The sequence below is a fragment of the Streptomyces sp. XH2 genome (genome assembly GCF_049725035.1).
Taxonomy (GTDB): Bacteria; Actinomycetota; Actinomycetes; order Streptomycetales; family Streptomycetaceae; genus Streptomyces; species Streptomyces roseoverticillatus.
On the sequence record NZ_JBMMMZ010000005.1, the window covers coordinates 109,144 to 130,817 of the forward strand.

At 76.2% G+C, this 21,674-nt stretch carries 1 protein-coding gene (running past one end of the window); it reads right to left on the reverse strand.

Translation table 11 applies throughout. From position 1 onward, the window contains the following. A protein-coding gene (locus tag ACOTKD_RS11930) for a type I polyketide synthase (protein WP_424888869.1) crosses the window boundary here: on the reverse strand, positions 1-21,674 show its 3' portion. It continues 6,871 nt past the right edge of the window; 21,674 of the gene's 28,545 nt are visible here — the last part of the coding sequence; the start codon falls outside the window, past its right edge; it ends in the stop codon at positions 1-3.

A 21,674-nucleotide genomic window follows, 5' to 3' on the forward strand; every position in this document is an offset into this window, starting at 1 on the left:
TCAGCGCTCGTGGTGGGAATTGCCGTCGAGTGCCGCCCGCACCAGGTCGTCGACGTCCATCGCGTCGATCGACTCGTCGTAGGCGTGCGCCTCCTCCGTGCCGGCCCCGCCGCCGGACGCGGCGCCCTGCCCGGCCGCCTCGGCCGCGAGCTTCAGCAGGGGTTCGAGGACGCCGCTCTCGCGCAGCCGGGCCACGGGGACGGTGGCGAGCAGGGCCCTGATGCCGGCCTGGTCGAGGTCGTCGCCGTCGGTCTCCGGCGCCGTGTCCTGCGGGAGGAGCAGGCCGAGGACGTGGCCCGCCAGGTCCGCGGGGTTCGGGTGGTCGAACACGAGTGTCGCGGCGAGGTTCAGTCCCGTCGCGGCGTTGAGCCGGTTGCGCAGCTCGACCGCGCTGAGGGAGTCGAAGCCGAGGTCCCGGAAGGCCCGGTCGGCGCCGACGGCGTCGGCCGTGGGGTGTCCGAGGACGGCGGCGGCCCGGGTGCGCACCAGGTCCAGTACGGCCGCGGAGCGCTGCGCGGGCGGCAGGCCCGTCAGCCGCTCGCGGAGGGCGGTGGCGGGAGGCTCCTCGTCCGTGTGTCCGGCGGGGTGGTGTGCGGCGCCGGGCTGTTCCGCGAGGAGCGGGCTGGGGCGCACGGCGGTGAAGTGCCGTACGAACTGGTCGGGTTCGACGTCCACGACGACCTCGGTGGGCCGGCCGCCCATGACCGCCCGGCGCAGCGCCGTGACGGCGAGGTCCGGGTCGAGGGGGCGGATGCCGGTGCGGCGGGCCGCGGCGGCCGCCCGGTCGTCGCCGGCCATTCCGCCGCCTCCCCAGGCTCCCCAGGCGATCGAGGTGGCGGCGAGGCCGTCGGCCCGGCGCTGCTCGGCGAGGGCGTCCAGGAAAGCGTTGGCGGCGGCGTAGGCGGCCTGTCCGGGGTTGCCGACGGCGGCGGACGACGAGGAGAACAGGGCGAAGACGGCCGGGTCCAGGTCGCGGGTGAGGTCGTGCAGGACCTGGGCCGAAGCGGCCTTGGCGCGGAAGACGGCCTCGAAGCGGTCCGGGGTGAGGCCGTCGAGGACGCCGTCGTCGAGCACGCCGGCGGTGTGGACGACGCCGGTCAGGGGCGCCTCGGCGGGGATGCCGGCGAGGACGGCGGCGAGCGCGTCGCGGTCGGCGGCGTCGCAGGCGGCGAGCGTGACCTGTGTGCCCAGCGCGGCGAGTTCGGCCCGCAGTCCGGCCGCGCCGGGTGCGTCGGGGCCCCGGCGGCTGACGAGCAGCAGGTGTCGTGCCCCGGCGCGGGCCAGTTCGCGTGCCACCCGGGAGCCCAGCGCACCGGTGCCACCGGTGATCAGGACGGTGCCGGTGGGGTTCCACTCCTGCGCGGTGCGCCCGGCCGGTACGGGTACGAGCCGGCGGCCGAGGGCGGCGGAGGGCCGTACCGCGATCTGGTCCTCGTCGCCGGGGGCCGCAAGGACCGCGGCGAAGCGTTCCGCGGTCCGCTGGTCGAGGGTTTCGGGCAGGTCGATCAGGCCGCCCCAGCGCTGCGGGTGCTCCAGGGCGGCGACGCGCCCCAGCCCCCACACCGCTGCCTGGACGGCGCCGGGCACGGGCTCGGTGGGCGAGGCCGCGACGGCGCCGCGCGTGACGCACCACAGGGGTGCGGTGATGTCCGCGTCGCCGAGCGCCTGGATCAGCGCGGTGGTGAGCGCCAGGCCTTCGGGGGCGTCCGCCCCGGCGGCGGGCGCGGTCGCCAGGGCGAGCAGGGAGAGCACGCCGGTGAACGCGCGTCCGCCGGCGGTCGTCTCCCGCAGCCGGCCGGCCAGTTCCTCGCGTCCGGGGCTGTGGACCTCCAGTCGCGTCACGTCCGGGCCGAGGGCGGTCAGGACGTCGGCGACCCAGGGGTCGCCGGCGTGTCCCGCCGGGATCACGGCGAGCCGGCTGCCCGTTGCCGCCCGGGGGGACGCGAGGGTGAGCGGCTTCCAGGTGATCTGCTGCCGCCAGCCGTCGACGGTGCTTTCGTCACCGCGCCGGCGGCGCCAGTCCGCGAGCGCCGGGAGCACCTTGGACAGCGCGTCGCCGTCCACGTTCAGGGTCGCTTCCAGCGCGGCGAAGTCCTCGTCGGCCACGGCCGACCAGAAGCCGTCGTCCTCGCCGCCGGTCGTAGGGGAGCCGGTGGCGGCCGGCGTCTCCGGCCAGAACCGCTGGTGCCGGAAGGGGTAGGTGGGCAGGTCGGTGCGGCGGGGCGTGGTCGCGTCGGTGCCCAGGACGGCGGGCCAGCGCGGGCTCAGCCCGCCGACGTGCAGCCGGGCGAGCGCGGTGAGCACGGACACTTCCTCGCCGCGGTCCTTGCGCAGGGCCGGTACGGTCACCGCCCGCGAGGACAGGGCGTCGAGGGTGTCCTGGGCCATGGCGCTCAGGGAGCCGTCGGGGCCGAGCTCCAGGAAGACGGACACGCCGCGCCCGGCGAGGGTGCGTACGCCGTCGCCGAAGCGGACGGCCTCGCGGACGTGGCGCACCCAGTAGTCCGGGGAGCACACCTGCCGTTCGTCCGCCGTCTCGCCGGTGAGGTCGGACACGAGCGGGATCGCCGGGGCGTCGTAGGCGATGCCCCGGGCGACCTGCCGGAAGTCCTCAAGGATGGCGTCCATGTGCAGGGAGTGAAACGCATGGCTGACCCGCAAACGCGTAGTCTTCCGGCCGTCGGCCGTGAGCTTCTCCGCGAGGGCGAGGACGGCGGCCTCGTCGCCGGAGAGGACGACGGAGTCCGGGCCGTTGACCGCGGCGACCGACACGCCGTCGGTCAAGTGGGCCAGCACGTCGTCCTCGGGGGCTCGTACGGCGACCATGGCGCCGCCCGCGGGCAGGCCGTTCATCAGCCGCGCCCGTGCGGCCACCAGCCGGCAGGCGTCCTCCAGGGAGAAGACCCCGGCGACGTGGGCCGCCGCGATCTCGCCGACGGAGTGCCCGGCAACGAAGTCCGGGCGGACGCCCCAGGATTCGACGAGCCGGTACAGCGCCACCTCGACCGCGAAGAGCGCGGGCTGGGTGAAGCCGGTCTCGTTCAGGCGCTCCGCGTCGGTGAACATCACGTCCCGCAGCTCGCCGTCGAGGTGCGCCAGCACCGCGTCGAGGGCCTCGGCGAACACCGGGAAGCGCGCGGACAGCTCCCGGCCCATCCCGGCGCGCTGCGAGCCCTGGCCGGAGAACAGCACCGCCAGCTTCCCGCGGCGCGCCTCCGTGTCCCCGCGGACGACCTGCGGTGCGTCGGTGCCGTCGGCCAGCGCGGCCAGGCCCCGGAGCAGGTCGTCGCGGCCGTCGGCGAGGACCGCGGCCCGGTACGGGAAGGTTGACCGGGTCGTCGCGGCGGACAGCGCGAGCTCGGCGACGGTGAGTGCGGGGCGCCGGGTCACGTAGGCGTGCAGCTGCCGGGCCTGGTCCCGCAGCGCGTCCGGCGCGGCGGCCGAGACGGGTACGGGCAGCAGGCCGCGGGGTTCCTCCGCCGGCTCGGCAGCCTTCGCGGCCGGCTCGGGACGCTCGATGACGACGTGGGAGTTGGTGCCGCTGGCGCCGAAGGCCGAGATGCCGGCCCGGCGCGGGCGGCCGGTCTCCGGCCAGGCGGTCTCGGCGGCCAGCAGCTCGATCGCGCCGGTGGTCCAGTCGACGTGGGCCGACGGCTCGTCGAGGTGCAGGGACCGGGGCAGGACGCCGTGCCGCATCGCCAGGACCATCTTGATCACCCCGGCGACGCCGGCGGCGGCCTGGGTGTGGCCGATGTTGGACTTCACCGATCCCAGCAGCAGCGGCCGCTCGCGGTCCTGGCCGTACGTGGCAAGCAGCGCCTGGGCCTCGATCGGGTCGCCCAGGGTGGTGCCGGTGCCGTGGGCCTCGACGGCGTCCACGTCGGCCGGTGCCAGGCCGGCGTCGGCCAGCGCGCGCCGGATGACGCGGCGCTGCGAGGGGCCGTTGGGGGCGGTGATGCCGTTGCTGGCACCGTCCTGGTTGACGGCCGAGCCGCGCAGGACGGCGAGGACCTCGTGCCCGTTGCGGCGGGCGTCCGAGAGGCGTTCGAGGACGAGGACGCCCACGCCCTCGGACCAGCCGGTGCCGCCCGCCGAGGCCGAGAAGGCCCGGCAGCGGCCGTCCGGCGCGAGGGCGCCCATCTCCCCGAACTCGACGAAGTTCACCGGGGTGGACATCACCGTCACGCCGCCGGTGAGCGCGAGCGGGCACTCGCCGTTGCGCAGGGCCTGGGCCGCGAGGTGGAGGGCGACCAGCGAGGACGAGCAGGCCGTGTCGACGCTGACGGACGGGCCTTCCAGGCCGAGGGAGTACGAGACCCGGCCGGAGAGCAGGCTGGCCGACTGGGCGGTCTGCGCGTGACCGAGCTGGCCCGCCTCGGGCCGGTAGTCGCCCGATCCGCCGCCGATGAACACGCCCGTGTCACCGCCGCGCAGCCCGGCCGGGTCGATGCCGGCCCGCTCCAGGGCCTCCCAGGAGGCTTCCAGCAGGATGCGCTGCTGCGGGTCCATGACGGCGGCCTCGCGCGGGGAGATGCCGAAGAATCCGGCGTCGAAGTCCGCCACGTCGTGGAGGAACCCGCCGCCCCGGGCGACGGTCGCGCCGCGGCCGTCGCGGTCGCCGTGCAGCAGCCGGTCCAGGTCCCAGCCGCGGTCGGTGGGGAAGCCGCCGATGGCGTCGCCGCCGGCCGCCAGCAGGTCCCACAGGTCCTCGGGCGAGCGGACCCCGCCGGGGTAGCGGCAGCTCATGCCGACGATCACGACGGGGTCGTCGGCCGTGGCGGCGCCGCGCGACCGCACCGCAGCAGCGCTGGCGTTCTCCTCGCCGTCTTCGCCGAAGAGTTCGGACAGTAGGTGGGTGGCCAGTACCTCGGCCGTCGGGTAGTCGAAGACGAGGGTTGCGGGCAGGGACAGGCCGGTCGCGGTGGCGAGCTGGTTGCGGAGGTCGACCGCGGTCAGCGAGTCGAAGCCGAGGTCCCTGAAGGGCTGCCCGGTCGGGACGGCGTCCGCGTCGGCGAACCCGAGCACCGAGGCCACCTCGGCGCGGACCACGGCCAGCAGCGCCTCGGTCCGCTCCTCGGCCTCGCGGGCCGCGAGTCCGGCCCGGAGCCCGGACGCGGCGGCGGCCGCGTCGGGGCCGGTGGCGCCGGAGCCGGCCAGGGCCTCGCGGGCCTCGGGCAGTTCCCCGAAGAGGGCACTGTGCCGGGTGCGGGTGAAGGCCGGGGCGAAGACGTCCCACCGCACGTCGGCGACCGTCACCGAGGCGGTGTCGTCTCCGATGGAGCGGTCGAGCGCGGTCAGTGCGGGCCGGGGGTCCGTCGCGGGCAGGCCGTTGGCCCGCAGGTGCGCGGCCAGGCTGCCGGCGGTGGTGTCCGTCCAAGCGCCCCACGCGACCGACAGGGCACGCAGTCCGCGTGCGCGGTACCGCAGGGCCAGGGCGTCCAGCAGGGCCCCGGCCGCCGCTTCCGCTCCCCTGCCGCCCGCACCCCAGGTGCCGGCGATCGTGGAGAAGAGGACGAACGCGTCCAGGGGCCGGTCACCGGCCGCCGCGCCGGCCACGGCCGCCACGTTCTCGACGCCCGCGTGCAGCGCGGCCAGGGACGTGGCCGGATCGTCGGCGGAGGACGGTCCGGGCCCGTCGGCGTACACCGCCGCCGTCAGGGGCTCCGGGGCCGAGGCGAGCGCGGTCAGCAGCGCATCGCCGTCGGCCGGGTCGCAGGTGGTGAGCGTCATCCCGGCGCCCATGCCGTCGAGTTCGGTGCTCAGCTCCTCCGCCGCGTCCGGTGCGGTCGGGCCGGCCGCCAGTACGACGTGCCGGGCGCCCTGTTCGGCGAGCCGGCGGGCGACGTGGCCGCCGGTGCCGGACGCCGCGCCGACGACGAGGACCGTGCCGGAGGGCTGCCACGACGCCGTCCGGGCGTCCGTCGTGGCGCGCACCAGCCGGCGCCCGAAGGCGCCCGAGGGCCGCAGCGCCACCTGGTCCTCGCCGTCCGTGCCGGAGAGCACGGCACGGAACCGGTCGGCCGAGCTCTCGTCGAGCACGTCCGTCACGTCGACGAGACCGCCCCAGCGCTCCGGGTGCTCCAGGGCCGCCACGCGGCCGAGCCCCCACACGGTGGCCTGGGCCGTGCTCACGGCGGCGTCCGCGTCGTCCACGGACACCGCGCCGCGGGTGACGCACCACAGCGGGGCTTCGACACCGGCATCCGCCAGGGCCCGTAGAGCCTCGTCCGGCCATGCCGTGCCTACGGGTACGGCTCCGGCGTCCGAGGCGGCGAGCAGCGAGACGACGCCCGCGAAACCGGTTTCCCCGGCGGCGAGTCCGGTGAGGCGGCCGGTCAGCGCGGCCGGGTCCGTCACGTCGGTCTCGACGCGGACGGCCTCGTCGCCGAGGGCCGCGACCACGGATGCGGTCCACGCGTCGTCGGTGCTTCCCGCCGGGACGAGCGCCAGCCACGGCCCGGGGAGGGGGCGCGAGGCGGTCCCGGTGAGCGCCTTCCACGTCACCCGGTACCGCAGGCCGTCGGCGGCCGAGCGCTCGGCGCGCTTGCGGCGCCAGGTGGACAGGGCGGGCACCAGGGCCGACAGCGCGGTGTCGTCCAGACCGAGGCCGGCCGACAGCGACTCCAGGTCGCCGCGCTCCACCGCGGCCCAGAAGTCGGCGTCCAGGGGGTCCTGGGTGTCCGTCCGGGCGGTCTCCGGCCAGTACCACTCGTGCTGGAAGGGGTAGGTGGGCAGGTCGGTGCGGCGGGCGCCGGTGCCGGCGAAGAACCCGGCCCAGTCCACGTCGGCACCCGTCACGTGAAGGCGCGCGAGGGCGGTCAGCAGGGCCGTCTCCTCGGGGCGGTCCTTGCGGAGCGCCGCGACCGCGACGGGGGCGTCCTCCAGGACGTGCTGGGCCATGGCGGTGAGGACACCGTCCGGGCCCAGCTCCAGGAAGGCCGAGGCGCCCTCGGCGGCGAGGGTGCGGACGCCGTCGGCGAAACGCACGGTCTCACGGACGTGCCGGACCCAGTACTCCGCCGAGCACAGCACGTCCTCGGAGGCGAGCTCGCCGGTCACGTTCGACACGACCGGGATCCGAGGGGCGTCGAAGGACAGGCTCTCGGCGACCCGGCGGAAGCCGTCCAGCATCGGTTCCATCAGGGGCGAGTGGAAGGCGTGGCTCACCGGCAGCCGCTGCGTCTTGCGGCCCTCGGCGGCGAACTCCGCGGCGATGCGCAGGACCTCGGTCCCGTTCCCGGAGACGACGACGGCCTCGGGACCGTTGACCGCCGCGATCGACACCCCGTCCACCAGCCGCGCGGAAACCTCAGCCTCCGCCGCCTGGACGGCGACCATCGCGCCGCCCGCGGGGAGGGCGTTCATCAGCCGCGCCCGGGCCGCCACCAGGCGGCACGCGTCCTCCAGCGAGAACACCCCGGCCACGTGCGCCGCCGCGATCTCACCGATCGAGTGGCCGGCGACGTAGTCCGGGCTGATCCCCCACGACTCCACGAGCCGGAAGAGAGCCACCTCGATCGCGAACAGCGCGGGCTGCGTGTAGCCGGTCTCGTCCAGCCCGTCCGCCTCGCCGGACATCACGTCGTGGAGCGGCCGCTCCAGCTCGGCGTCGAAGTGGGCCGCCACCGCGTCGAGTGCCTCGGCGAACACCGGGAAGCGCGCGTACAGCTCCCGGCCCATCCCGGCGCGCTGCGAGCCCTGGCCCGAGAAGAGCACCGCGAGTTTCCCGGCGCTGTCCCGGGCGGTGCCGCGGGCGAGTTCGGAGATCCGCTCGCCGTCGGCCAGCAGCACCGCGCGGTGGGCGAACGCGGCCCTGCCGGTGGCCAGGGAGTGCCCCACGTCGGCCGGAGACCGGCCGGTCAGTGCGGAGAGCCGCTCCAGCTGCGCCGTCAGCGCGGCCTCGGACTTGGCCGACACCGGCCAGGGCACCGGGCCCGGCCTGTCAGTGGGCTCTTCCGTGACCGGCTCCTGCTCCTCCGGTGCCTGTTCGACGATGACGTGGGCGTTGGTGCCGCTGACGCCGAAGGCGGAGACGCCGGCCCGCCGGGCGTGCCCGGTCTCCGGCCACTCCTGCCGCTCGGTGATGAGCGAGAGGGCGCCGTCCGCCCAGTCGACGTGCGTGGTCGGGGTGTCGATGTGCAGGCTCTGCGGCAGCACGCCGTGCCGCATCGCCAGGACCATCTTGATGATGCCGGCGACGCCCGCGGCGGCCTGGGTGTGGCCGAGGTTCGACTTGACCGTGCCGAGCAGCAGGGGGCGGGGCCGCTCCTGGCCGTAGGCGGCGATGAGGGCCTGGGCCTCGATGGGGTCGCCGAGCCGGGTGCCGGTGCCGTGCGCCTCGACGGCGTCGACGTCGGCGGGGGCGAGGCCGGCGTCGGTGAGGGCCCGCCGGATGACGCGCTGCTGGGCCCGCCCGCTGGGGGCCGTCAGGCCGTTGGAGGCGCCGTCCTGGTTGACGGCGGTGCCGCGTACGACGCCCAGGACGTCGTGGCCGTTGCGGCGGGCGTCGGAGAGCCGTTCCAGGACGAGGACGCCCACGCCCTCGGACCAGCTCGTGCCGTCGGCCGAGTCGGCGAAGGGCTTGCAGCGGCCGTCGGGGGCCAGCCCGCCCTGGACCGTGAACTCGGTGAAGGAGTCGGGGCCGGACATGACCGAGACACCGCCGGCCAGGGCCAGCGTGCACTCGCCGGAGCGCAGGGACTGCGCGGCCATGTGCAGGGCGACGAGCGACGACGAGCAGGCCGTGTCGACCGTGACGGCCGGGCCCTCGAAGCCGAAGGCGTACGAGAGCCGGCCGGACATGACGCTGGCGGTGTTGCCGGTGGCGACGTGGCCGCGGACGTCGGCGGTGCCCCGGCGCAGGAGGTTGACGTAGTCCTGGCCGTTGGTGCCGACGAAGACGCCGGTGCGGCTGCCGCGCAGGGTGGTCGCGTCGATGCCGGCGCGCTCGAAGACCTCCCAGGCCGTCTCCAGCAGCAGGCGCTGCTGCGGGTCCATGGCCAGGGCCTCGCGGGGCGAGATCCCGAAGAAGGCGGCGTCGAAGAGGCCGATGCCGTCGAGGAATCCGCCGTCGAGGGTCGCCGAGGCGCCCCGGGCGAGCGCGGTGAGGTCCCAGCCGCGGTCGGCGGGGAATCCGGAGATCGCGTCCCCGCCGCGGACCAGCAGGTCCCAGAGGTCCTCGGGGGAGCGCACGCCGCCGGGGAAGCGGCAGTTCATGCCGACGATGACGACCGGGTCGTCGTCCGCCGCCCGTCCGGCCGGGGCCGGGGCGGCGGCCTGACCCTTATCGGGCAGCGTGTCGAGGAGTTCGGTGAGCAGGAAGCCCGCGAGGGCGAGCGGGGTCGGATAGTCGTAGACGAGCGTCGCGGGCAGTTTGAGCCCGGTGGCGGACGTCAGGGCGTTGCGCAGTTCGACGATGGTCAGCGAGTCGAAGCCGAGGTCGCTGAAGGGCTGGTCGGCGGCGATGGCGCCGGTGCCGGAGTGCCCGAGGACCGCGGCCACCTGCCCGCGCAGCAGGTCGAGGACGAAGCGGGGGCGTGCGGTCGGGGACAGCCCGGCGAGCTGCCGGCGCAGTGCCGGTTCGCGCGGGGCGGCCTGCGGTGCCCCGCCGGCCGGTGCGGTGGCGGTGCGCAGTTCGGGGAGGTCGCCGACGAAGGGGCTGGGGCGGAGGGCCGTGAACGCGTCGGCGTAGCGGCCCCAGTCGACGTCGGCGAGGGTCAGCACGGTGGTGTCGTGCTCGACGGCGTGGCGCAGGGCGGTGAGTGCCTGTGCGGGTGCCATGGGGGTGAAGCCGCCGCGGCGGACGCGGCTCTCGATGCCGGCTCCGTCGGCGGCCATGCCGCCCTCGGCCCAGGGGCCCCAGGCGAGGGAGGTCGCGGGCAGGCCCGCCGCGCGGCGGTGCTCGGCGAAGGCGTCGAGGAAGGCGTTGGCGGCGGCGTAGTTGCCCTGGCCGGGTGCGCCGAGGGTGCCGGCGACGGAGGAGAAGAGCACGAAGGCGGTCAGGTCGTGGCCGCGGGTCGCCTCGTGCAGGGCGAGCGTGGCGGTGGCCTTGGCGCGCAGGACGGCGGCGAACTTCTCGGGTGTGAGGGCGTCCACGACGCCGTCGTCGACGGTGCCCGCGGTGTGGAAGACGGCGGTGAGCGGGTGCTCTTCGGGGATCGCGGCCAGGACGGCGGCGAGCGCGTCGCGGTCGGCGGTGTCGCATGCGGCCAGGGTGACGCGGGCGCCCGACGCTTCGAGGGAAGCCCGCAGTTCCCCGGCGCCGGGCGCGTCGGCGCCGCGTCGGCTGACGAGCAGCAGGTGCGGTGCGCCGCGCTCGGCGAGCCAGCGGGCGACGTGGCCGCCGAGGGCGCCGGTGCCGCCGGTGACGAGCACGGTGCCGGTGGGCCGGAACTCGCCGGGTGCGGGGGTGTCCCCGACCGGGTGGTGGGCCAGGCGGCGGGCGTAGGTGGCGGTGGCGCGTACGGCGAGCTGGTCCTCGCCGCCGGTCCCGGCGAGCGCTCCGGTCAGGCGGCGCAGGGTGGTGCCGGTGAGCTCGTCGGGGAGGTCGATGAGACCGCCCCAGCGCTCGGGGTGTTCCAGGGCGACGACGCGGCCGAGGCCCCAGACGGCGGCCTGGGCCGGGCGGGCGAGGTGCTCGGAGCGGCCGGCGGCCACGGCGGTGCGGGTGACGCACCACAGGGGCGCCTCGATGCCGGCGTCGCCCAGGGCCTGGACGGCTGCCGCCGTGAGGAGCAGGCCGGCGGGGACGCCGTCCTCGCCGTACGTGTCGTCCGCCGCGAGCAGGGACAGGACTCCGGTGAACTCCCGGCCTTCGCCGATCAGTTCGCGCAGCCGGTCGGCCAGGTCCTCGCGCCGCGGGGTGGTGACGTCGACGCGGACGGCTTCGGTGCCGAGGGCGCCGGTGACCGTGTCGAGCCATTCCGGGTCGGCGGTGCCGGCCGGTGCGAGGACGAGCCAGGTCCCGGCGGGTTGCGCGGGGCCGGAGGCGGCCGCGCCGGTCAGGGGCTTCCAGGTGACCCGGTAGCGCCAGCCGTCCACGGTGGCCTGCTCGCGGCGCTTGCGGCGCCAGGAGGCCAGGGCGGGCACGACGGTGGTGAGGGTGTCGTCGTCCAGGTCCAGGGAGGTGCCCAGGGACGCGAGGTCCGCGCGCTCGACGGCCGACCAGAACACGGCGTCCGCCTCGTCGGCGGGACCGGCCGGGGCAGAAGTCCCGGCGGTCGCCTCGGGCCAGTAGCGCTCGCGCTGGAACGGGTAGGTCGGCAGTGCGGTCCGGCGGGCGCCGGTGCCGGCGAACACGGCGTTCCAGCCGACCCGTGCGCCGCGCACGTGCAGGCGGGCGAGGGCCGTGGTGAGGGCCGCCTCTTCGGGGCGGTCGCGGCGCAGCGCGGGGACGGCGACGACGCCGCTCTCCTCGCCGGCGGTCCCGCGGACCGCCCCGGAGAGCACGCCGTCCGGGCCGAGCTCGAAGAAGGTGGTCACGCCGTCCTCGGTGAGCCGGCGCACGGCGTCGGCGAAGCGGACGGTGCCGCGCACCTGGCCGGTCCAGTACTCCGGCGAGCGGAGTTCGTCCGCGGTGACGGGCGCCCCGGTGACGGTCGACACGAACGGCACCGAGGGCGTCCCGTAGGTGATCCCGGCGGCGACGCGGGCGAAGTCCTCCAGCATCGCGTCCATGTGCGGCGAGTGGAAGGCGTGGCTGACGCGCAGCCGCTTGGTGCGGCGGCCGAGCTCCTCGCAGCGGGCGGCGATCGCGAACACCGCGTCCTCGTCGCCCGAGACGACCAGGGAGGAGGGGGTGTTGACGGCGGCGACGGAGGCGCGCCCCTGGTACGCGGCGAGCAGGGGCAGCACCTCGTCCTCGGCGGCCTCGACGGAGACCATGGCGCCGCCGGCGGGCAGGGCGGCCATCAGCCGGCCGCGCGCCGCGACGAGGGTGCAGGCGTCCTCCAGGGAGAGGACTCCGGCGGCGTGCGCGGCGGCGATCTCGCCGATGGAGTGCCCGGCGACGTGGTCGGGGCGCAGGCCCCAGGACTCGGCGAGCCGGAACAGCGCCACTTCGAGGGCGAAGAGGGCCGGCTGGGTGTAGCCGGTGTCGTCGAGCAGCGCGGCCTCGGGGGTGTCCGGTCCGGCGAAGAGGATCTCGCGCAGCGGGCGGTCGAGTTCGAGGTCGAAGCGGGCCAGTACGGCGTCGAGGGCCTCGGCGTAGACGGGGTGGCGGTCGTAGAGCTCGCGGCCCATGCCGGGGCGCTGGCTGCCCTGGCCGGTGAAGAGGAAGGCCAGACGGCCGCGGCTGCGGTCGCCGGTGATCAGGCCGGCGTCGGGGGTGCCGTCGCGCAGGGCGGTCAGGGCGCGGGCGAGCGTGGCGTGGTCGTCGGTGACGACGGCGGCGCGGTGCTCCAGGGCGGACCGGGTGGTGGCGAGGGAGAAGGCGAGGTCGGTGAGCGGTGTTGCGGGGTGGTCGGCGAGGTGGGACAGGAGCCGGCCGGCCTGGGCGCGCAGGCCCGCTTCGGTGCGTCCGGAGAGCGTCAGGGGAAGGACTCCGGCCGGATCCGCCGTCTCCTCCTGCGGCCGCTCGTCCTCCGGCCGCTGGTCCGGGGCTTGTTCGAGGACGGTGTGGACGTTGGTACCGCTGAGGCCGAAGGAGGAGACGCCGGCGCGGCGGGGGTGCCCGGTGCCCGGCCAGTCCTGCGCCTCGGTGAGCAGGCGGATGGTGCCGGAGCTCCAGTCGACGTGCGAGGAGGGCCGGTCGATGTGCAGGCTGCGGGGCACGGACGCGTGGCGCAGGGCCATGACCATCTTGATGACGCTGGCGACGCCGGACGCCATCTGGGTGTGGCCGATGTTGGACTTCACGGAGCCGAGCAGCAGCGGCCGTCCGGGGTCGCGGTCCTGGCCGTAGGTGGCGAGCAGGGCCTGGGCCTCGATGGGGTCGCCGAGGGCCGTGCCGGTGCCGTGTCCGTCGACGACGTCGACCTCGGCGGCGGGCACGCCGGCGTTGGCGAGGGCCTGGGCGATGACGCGCTGCTGGGACGGGCCGTTGGGGGCGGTGAGCCCGTTGGAGGCGCCGTCCTGGTTGACGGCGGAGCCGCGGATCACGGCGAGGACCTCGTGTCCGTTGCGGAGGGCGTCGGAGAGCCGCTCGACGAGGACGAGGCCGACGCCCTCGGCCAGGCTCATGCCGTCGGCCTGGTCGGAGTAGGCCTTGCAGCGTCCGTCGGCGGCCATGGCCCGCTGGCGGCTGAAGCCGACGAACGGGAACGGCGTGGCCATGATGCTGACGCCGCCGGCGAGCGCGAGGGAGCTCTCGCCGTTGCGCAGCGACTGGCAGGCCAGGTGCAGGGCGACGAGGGACGAGGAGCAGGCGGTGTCGAGGGTGACGGCCGGGCCCTCGAATCCGTAGGTGTAGGACAGGCGGCCGGACAGGACGCTGGAGATGGTGCCGGTGATGGCGTGTCCCTCGGCGCCCTCCGGGCTCGCGGCCCGGGTGGCGTAGTCCTGGTAGCTGGCGCCGATGAAGGTGCCGGTGCTGCTGCCGCGCAGGGTGGCGGGGTCGATGCCGGCGCGCTCCAGCGCCTCCCAGGAGGTCTCCAGCAGCAGGCGCTGCTGGGGGTCCATGGCGAGGGCCTCGCGGGGCGAGATGCCGAAGAAGGCGGCGTCGAAGTCGGCGGCGTCGTGGAGGAAGCCGCCGCGGGTGGAGTAGGTGCGGCCCGGGCGGTCGGGGTCGGGGTCGTAGAGGCCCTCGGTGTCCCAGCCGCGGTCGGTGGGGAACTCGCCGGTGGCGTCGATGCCTTCGGTGACGATGCGCCACAGGTCTTCCGGGGAGGTGACGCCGCCCGGGTAGCGGCAGCCCATGCCGATGACGGCGATGGGCTCGTCGCCGGCGCCGGGGGCCGCGGGTGCCTGGGCGGCGACGGCGGAGCCGGTGCGGGCGCCCGCGATCCGGTCGCGCAGGAAGGCGACGAGCGCGAGCGGGTTGGGGTAGTCGAAGACCATCGTGCTCGGCAGGGCGAGCCCGGTGACGGTGGCGATCCGGTTGCGCAGGTCGACGGCGGTGAGCGAGTCGAAGCCGACGTCGCGGAAGGCCCGCTGTTCGGAGAGGGTGTCCGGCGAGGCGTGGCCGAGCGCGGTGGCCGCTTCGCCGCGGACGAGGTCGAGCAGGAGGCGGTCCTGCTCGGCGGGGGCCAGGGCGAGGAGCCGGGTGGTGAACTCGTTGGCGGAGGAGGGGGTTTCGGCGGTCCGCTCCGTCAGCCGCCGGACCTCGGGGACGTCCTCGAAGAGGGGGGCGGGCCGTGCCGAGGTGAAGACGGGGTGGTAGCGCTCCCAGTCCACGTCGGCGACGGCGAGGACCGTCTCGTCGTCGTCGAGGGCCTGCCGCAGCCCGGTGAGGGCGAGTCGGGGGTCCATGAAGACGAGTCCGCTGCGGCGGATCTGGCCGGGGTCGACGCGGCCGAGCTTCAGGTCGTCGGCCCAGATGCCCCAGGAGACGGCGGTGGCGTGGGCGCCCCGGGCGCGGCGGTGCTCGGCGAGGGCGTTGAGGTAGGCGTTGGCGGCGACGTAGGCGGCGTGCGCCCCGCTGCCCCACATGCCCGCGGTGGAGGAGTACAGGACGAAGGCGTCGAGCTCGTCGTCGTCGAGGAGTTCGTCGAGGTGGCGGGCGCCGGTGACCTTGGCGTCGACGACCTTCGCGAAGGCGTCGGGGGTCGTTTCGGCGAGCGGTGCGAGTTCGATGGTGACGGCGGTGTGCACGACCGTGCGGACGGTGTGCCCGTCGGCCTTGAGCGTGTCGAGCATGCCGGCGACGGCGTCGCGGTCGGTCAGGTCGCAGGCGACGGCGGTGGCTTCGCAGCCGAGCTCGGCCAGTTCCTGGAGGAGGTCGGCCGTGCCGGGTGCGGCCGGGCCACGGCGGCTGGTGAGCACGATGTGCTCGGCGCCCTGCCGGGCGAGCCACCGGGCCAGGTGGGGGGCGAGGGTGCCGGTGCCGCCGGTGACGAGGGTGGTGCCGCGGGGCGTCCACGGGCGGGCCGGGTCCGCGCCGGCGGAGGCGGCGCGGACGATGCGGCGGGCGAGGACGCCGGAGGGGCGGACGGCGAGCTGGTCCTCGCCGGTGCGGCCGGTGAGGAGGGCGGCGAGGCGTTCGGCGGCGCGCCGGTCGAGGTGCTCGGGCAGGTCGATGACGCCGCCCCAGCGCTGCGGGTGTTCGAGGGCGGCCGTCCAGCCGAGGCCGTGGATCTGGGCCTGGGCGGGCCGGGTCAGCCGGTCGGCGCGGCCGGTGGAGACGGCGCCGCGGGTCAGGCACCACAGGGGTGCGTCGACGGCGGTGTCGCCGAGCGCCTGGACGAGCGAGATGGTCAGGGCGAGCCCGGCGGTGAGCGCCGGGTGCTGCGGGTCCGGCTCCTCGGCCGCGGCCAGCAGGGACACCACGCCGGTGAGGTCCGCGAGGCCGTCGAGCCCGGTGAGGCGCGCGGCCAGGACCGTGCGGTCGGCGCAGGCGTCGTCCAGGACGAGGGTGCGCGGCGCGGCGCCGTGGGCGGCGAGGGCTTCTGTGAGTTCGCCGGCGGCCGCGTCGTCGGTGGTGACGACGAGCCAGGTGCCGGTCAGGGCCGCGGTGGGCAGCCCGGCCAGGGGCTTCCAGGTGGCGCGGTAGCGCCAGGAGTCCACGGTCGACTGGTCGCGGCGGCGCTTGCGCCAGTGGGACAGCGCCGGGAGCACCGGGGCCAGGGAGCCGCGGTCCAGGCGCAGGCTGGTGGCGAGGGAGTCGACGTCCTCCTCCTCGACCGCCGTCCAGAACTCCGTGTCGGCGGGGGTCTCCTCGTGCGTGCTCCGGGGCTTGGCGGGCACGGCCCACAGGTGTTCGCGCTGGAAGGCGTACGTGGGCAGGGGCACGCGGCGGGCGCCGGTGCCGTCGAGGACGCGGGTCCAGTCGGCGCCGGCGCCCCGGACGAACGCCTCGGCCAGGGAGGTCAGGAAGCGGTCGGTGCCGCCGGTGTCGCGCCGGAGGGTGCCGAGCACCACGGCCGGGCGGCCGGCGTCCTCGGCCGTCTCCTGGACGGCCATGGACAGCACCGGGTGGGAGCTGACCTCGATGAAGAAGCGGTGGTCCTGGGCGAGCAGCTCGCGCACGGCGGGCTCGAAGCGGACGGTCGTGCGGAGGTTGGTGTACCAGTAGTCGGCGTCCAGGCCGGCGGACCCGGCGTCGAGCCAGTCGCCGGTGACCGTGGAGAAGAACGGGACGTGCGCGGGGCGGGGGCGGACCGGAGCGAGGACCTCGCGCAGCTCGTCCCGCACCAGCTCGACCTGCGCGGAGTGCGAGGCGTAGTCCACGGCGACGCGCTTGGCGCGGACGTCCTCGGCGGTCAGCTCGGCCTGGAGGGCGTCCAGCGGGCCGGGGGCGCCGGAGACGACGACGGACCGGGGGCCGTTGACGGCGGCGACGGACAGGCCCTCGTACGCGCGTAGGCGCTCCTCGACGTCGGTGACGGGCAGCGGGACGGACATCATGCCGCCGGAGCCGGCCAGCACGCGGCCGATGGCCCGGCTGCGCAGCGCCACGACGCGGGCGGCGTCCTCCAGCGACAGGGCGCCGGCGACGGCGGCCGCGGCGATCTCGCCCTGCGAGTGGCCGGCGACGGCGTCGGGGGTGATGCCGTGGGAGCGCCACATCTCGGCCAGGGAGACCATGACGGCCCACGAGGCGGGCTGGACGACGTCGACGCGGTCCAGGGTGGGCGCGCCGTCGGCCTGGCGGATGACGTCGAGCAGGGACCAGTCGGTGAACGCGGACAGGGCCGTGGCGCACTCGGTCAGGCGCTCGGCGAAGACCGGGGACTCCTCCAGCAGGCGTGCCCCCATGCCGGCCCACTGGGAGCCCTGGCCGGGGAAGACGAACACGGTCTTGCCGTCGGTGTCGGCGACGCCCTGGACGACGCCGGGGAGCGAGCGTCCTTCGCCGAGGGCGCCGAGGGCGGCCCTCGCCTCGTCGCCGCCGGTGCCGATGACGACGGCGCGGTGTTCGAAGAGCGTGCGGGAGGCCAGCAGGGAATGGCCGGTGTCGAGGGCGGCCGGGGACGCGTCGTCGAGGTGGGCGGCGAGGCGGGCGGCCTGGGCGCGCAGGGCTCCGGGGGTCCGGGCGGACAGCACCCAGGGGATGACGCCGCCGACCGGGGGCACCGGTCCGGTCTCCGGCGCGGGGGCCGTCTCCTGCGGCCGGGGCGCCTCTTCGAGGATGGTGTGGGCGTTGGTTCCGCTGATGCCGAAGGAGGAGACGGCGCAGCGGCGCGGGCGCTCGCCCTCGGGCCAGCCGGCCCCGTCGGTCAGGAGGGAGACCGTGCCGGGGGTCCAGTCGACGTGGGTGGAGGGGGTGTCGGCGTGCAGGGTGCGCGGCAGTGCGCCGTGGCGCAGGGCCATGACCATCTTGATGACGCCGGCGACGCCGGCCGCCGACTGGGTGTGGCCGATGTTGGACTTCACGGAGCCCAGGAGCAGTGGGCGCGCGGTGTCGCGGTCCTTGCCGTAGGTGGCGAGGAGGGCCTGGGCTTCGATGGGGTCGCCGAGGGCGGTGCCGGTGCCGTGGGCCTCGACGGCGTCGATGTCGGCGGGGGCGAGCCCGGCGTTGGCGAGGGCCTGGCGGATGACGCGCTGCTGGGAGGGGCCGTTGGGCGCGGACAGGCCGTTGGAGGCGCCGTCCTGGTTGATGGCCGAGCCGCGGACGACGGCGAGGACCTCGTGTCCGTTGCGCTGCGCGTCGGAGAGCCGTTCCAGGACGAGGATGCCGACGCCTTCGGCGAGGGTCATGCCGTCGGCGCCGTCGGAGAACGCCTTGCAGCGGCCGTCGCCCGCGAGGGCGCGCTGGCGGCTGAAGGCGATGAACGGGCTGGGGTTGGTCATCACGGTGGCGCCGCCGGCCAGGGCGAGGGAGCTCTCGCCGTTGCGCAGCGACTGGCAGGCCAGGTGCAGGGCGACCAGGGACGAGGAGCAGGCGGTGTCGACGGTGACCGCCGGGCCCTCCAGGCCGAAGAGGTACGAGAGCCGGCCGGAGAGGACGCTGGGGCTGGTGCCGGTCACCAGGTGGCCGGCGGAGCTGTCGTCGATGCCGAACCCGTACTCCTGGTAGGTGGAGCCGATGAAGGCCCCGGTCGGGCTGCCGTGGAGGCCGGTGGGGTCGATGCCGGCCTGTTCGAACGCCTCCCAGGTGGTCTCCAGCAGCAGCCGCTGCTGCGGGTCCATGGACAGGGCCTCGCGCGGTGAGATGCCGAAGAATCCGGCGTCGAACTCGCCCGCGTCGTGCAGGAAGCCGCCCTGGGTGGAGTAGGTGGTGCCGGGGTGGTCGGGGTCGGGGTGGTGGAGGCCGGTGTCCCAGCCGCGGTTGACGGGGAAGTCGGTGATGGCGTCGGTGCCTTCGGAGATCAGCTCCCAGAACTGCTCCGGGGAGCGGACGCCGCCGGGGAAGCGGCAGCTCATGCCGACGATGGCGACGGGCTCGTCGAAGCCGCCCGGCGCCGGTGCGGCCACCGGCGCCGGCTGCGCCTCGGTGCCGAGGAGTTCGGCGCGCAGGTGGCGGGCGAGGGCGGCGGGGGTCGGGTAGTCGAAGACCAGGGTGGCGGGCAGGGGCAGGCCGGTGAGCGCGGCCAGCCGCTTGCGCAGCTCGACGGCGGTCAGGGAGTCGAAGCCCGCCTCGCGGAACGCCCGCCGCTCGGCGACCGCGTCGGCGGAGGCGTGGCCGAGGACCACGGACGCCTCGGTGCGCACCAGGTCGGTCAGCAACCGCTCCTGGCCCGCCTCGTCGAGGCCCCGCAGGCGCGCGGCGAACTCCGGCGCGGCGCTCTCGGCGCCGGTGTGCGCCAGGGCCCGGACGTCGTCCAGCTCGTCGAAGAGGACGCTGGGGCGCGCGGAGGTGAAGACGGGGTGGTAGCGCTCCCAGTCGATGTCGGCGACCGTGACGGTGACGTCCTCCTGGACGACCGCGCGCCGCAGTTCGGCGAGGGCGGTCGCGGGGGCGAGCAGGCGCAGTCCGCGCCTGCGGAGCTGGTCGGCGAAGCCGTCGTGGGTGGCCATGCCGGCCTCGGCCCAGGGGCCCCAGGCCACCGAGGTCGCGGGCAGGCCGCGGGCGCGCCGGTGCTCGGCGAGGGCGTCGAGGTAGGCGTTGGCGGCGCCGTAGGCGCTCTGTCCGGCACTGCCCCAGACTCCGGCGACCGAGGAGACCAGGACGAAGAAGTCGAGGTCGTGGCCGTCGAGGAGGGCGTCCAGGTGGGCGGCGCCGAGCAGCTTCGCGGCCATGGTCGCCGCGGCGTCGTCGAGGGGGGTCTCCGTGAGGGGGGCGGCCTGGCCGACGCCGGCCGCGTGCACGACACCGGTCAGCGGGTGCTCGTCCGGTACGGATTCCAGCAGTGCGGCGAGCGCGTCGCGGTCGGCGGTGTCGCAGGCCGCGAGGGTGACCCGGGTGCCCAGGTCCTCCAGTTCGGCGGCCAGTTCACCGGCGCCGGGGGCGTCGGGGCCGCGCCGGCTGGTGAGCAGGAGGTGCTCGGCGCCGCTGCGGGCGAGCCAGCGGGCGACCTCGGCGCCGAGCGCTCCGGTGCCGCCGGTGACGAGCACGGTGCCGCGGGCGGTGAAGGCGTCGGCCGGGGGCAGTTCGGCGAGCGGGCGGCGCACGAGGCGCCGGCCGTACGCGCCGGCCGTGCGGATCGCGATCTGGTCCTCGCCGCTCGGTGCGGCGAGGGCGCTGACCAGGTGCTGGGTGGCGGGCGCGTCGAGGACGGCCGGCAGGTCGATCAGGCCCCGCCACAGCTGCGGGTGCTCCAGGGCGGCGACGCGGCCCAGGCCCCAGACCGCGGCCTGGAGGGGGCTGGTGAGCGGGTCGGCGGGGCCGGTGGTGACCGCGCCCCGGGTCAGGGTCCACAGGGGGGCGTCGAGTCCGGTGTCGGCGAGGGCCTGGGTCAGGAGGAGGGTGAGGGCGAGCCCGGCCGGCGGCTCGGCGCCGAGCGGGTGCCCGGCCTCGTCGGCGAGCGGCAGGAGGGACAGCACTCCGGAGAAGGTCCGCTCGTCGCCGCGCGCGGCGTCGAGCCGGGCCGCGAGGCCGGCGCGGTCGGGGCGGTGCTCGCGGTGCTCCAGGGCGAGGGTCTCGAACTGGGCGCCGTGGCCGCGCAGCGCGTCCAGGATCTCGTCGCTGTCCGTCCCTCCGGCGGTGACGACCAGCCAGGTGCCGTCGAGGACGGGTGCGGCGGAGGCCCGGACGGGCCGCCAGGCGACCTGGTAGCGGGTGGAGTCCAGCAGCGCCTTCTCCTGCCGGAGCTGGCGCCAGGAGGAGAGGGCGGGCAGCAGCGCGTAGAGGGAGGCGTGCTGCTCGTCGCGCAGGCCCAGGAGGCCGGCGAGCCCCGCGGCGTCGCCGCGTTCGACGGCGCTCCACAGCTCGGCGTCCGCCGGGTCGGGGGCGGCTTGCGGGGCGCGGGCGGCCGGGGCGGCCTCGGGCCAGTAGCGCTCGTGCTGGAAGGCGTAGGTGGGCAGGTCCACGGTGCGCGCCCCGGTGCCGGCGAAGTACGCCGGCCAGTCGACGGACGCGCCGCGGACGTGCAGGCGGGCGAGCGCGATGGCCGCGCAGCGCTCCTCGCCGCGCCCGGTGCGCAGCATCGGGACGATGTGCGCGTCCGCGTCGTCGCCGAGGGCGTCCTGGGCGGCGGCCGACAGCACGCTGTCGGGACCGAGTTCGAGGAAGGTGCCGGCACCGCATGCATGCGCGGCGCGCATGGTGTCGGCGAAGCGGACGGCGCCGCGGGCATGCGCGACCCAGTAGTCGGCGGAGCGCAGCTCGTCGTCGGTGGCGGGGCGCCCGGTCAGGCCGGAGATGACGGTCACGTCCGGCGCGTGGTAGGTGAGCCCGGCGGCGACCTCGCGCAGGCCGTCGAGCGCGGGCTCCATGAGCGGCGAGTGGAAGGCGTGGCTGACTTCCAGGCGCTTGGTCTTGCGGCCCTGGGCCGCGAAGTGGGCGGCGATCTCCTCGGCGGCGGCCAGGTCCCCGGCGACCACGACGCTGCGGGGGCCGTTGACGGCGGCGATGGAGACCTCGTGCTCGCGCCCGGCGAGCAGCGGCGCGAGTTCGTCCTCGGCAGCCTGAAGGGAGATCATCGCGCCGCCGGCGGGCAGCTCCTGCATCAGCCGTCCCCGCGCGGTCACCAGGCGGGCCGCGTCGGGCAGCGAGAGGACGCCCGCGACGTGCGCGGCGGTGATCTCGCCGATGGAGTGGCCGAGCAGCACGTCGGGGCGGATGCCCCACGTGCGCAGCAGGCGGTGGAGCGCGACGCCGATGGCGAAGAGCGCGGGCTGGGTCCACTCGGTGCGGCCCAGCAGCTCCGCCTCGGGGGTGCCCTCCGGGGCGAACAGGACGTCCTTGAGGGGCCGCTCCAGGTACGGGTCGAGGGCGGCGGCCACCTCGTCGACGGCGGCGGCGAACGCGGGGAAACGGGCGGCGAGTTCCCGGCCGGCGCCGGGGCGCTGGCTGCCCTGCCCGGAGAACACCACGGCCAGCTTGCCGGCGCCGCCGGTCTCGCCCTCGGTGAGGGCGGGGTCGGGCCGGTCGGCGGCCAGGGCGGTCAGCGCGCGCAGCAGTTCGTCGCGGTCGCCGGTGACGACGGCCCGCTGGTCGAAGGCCGAGCGGGTGGTGGCGAGGGAGCGGCCGATGTCGG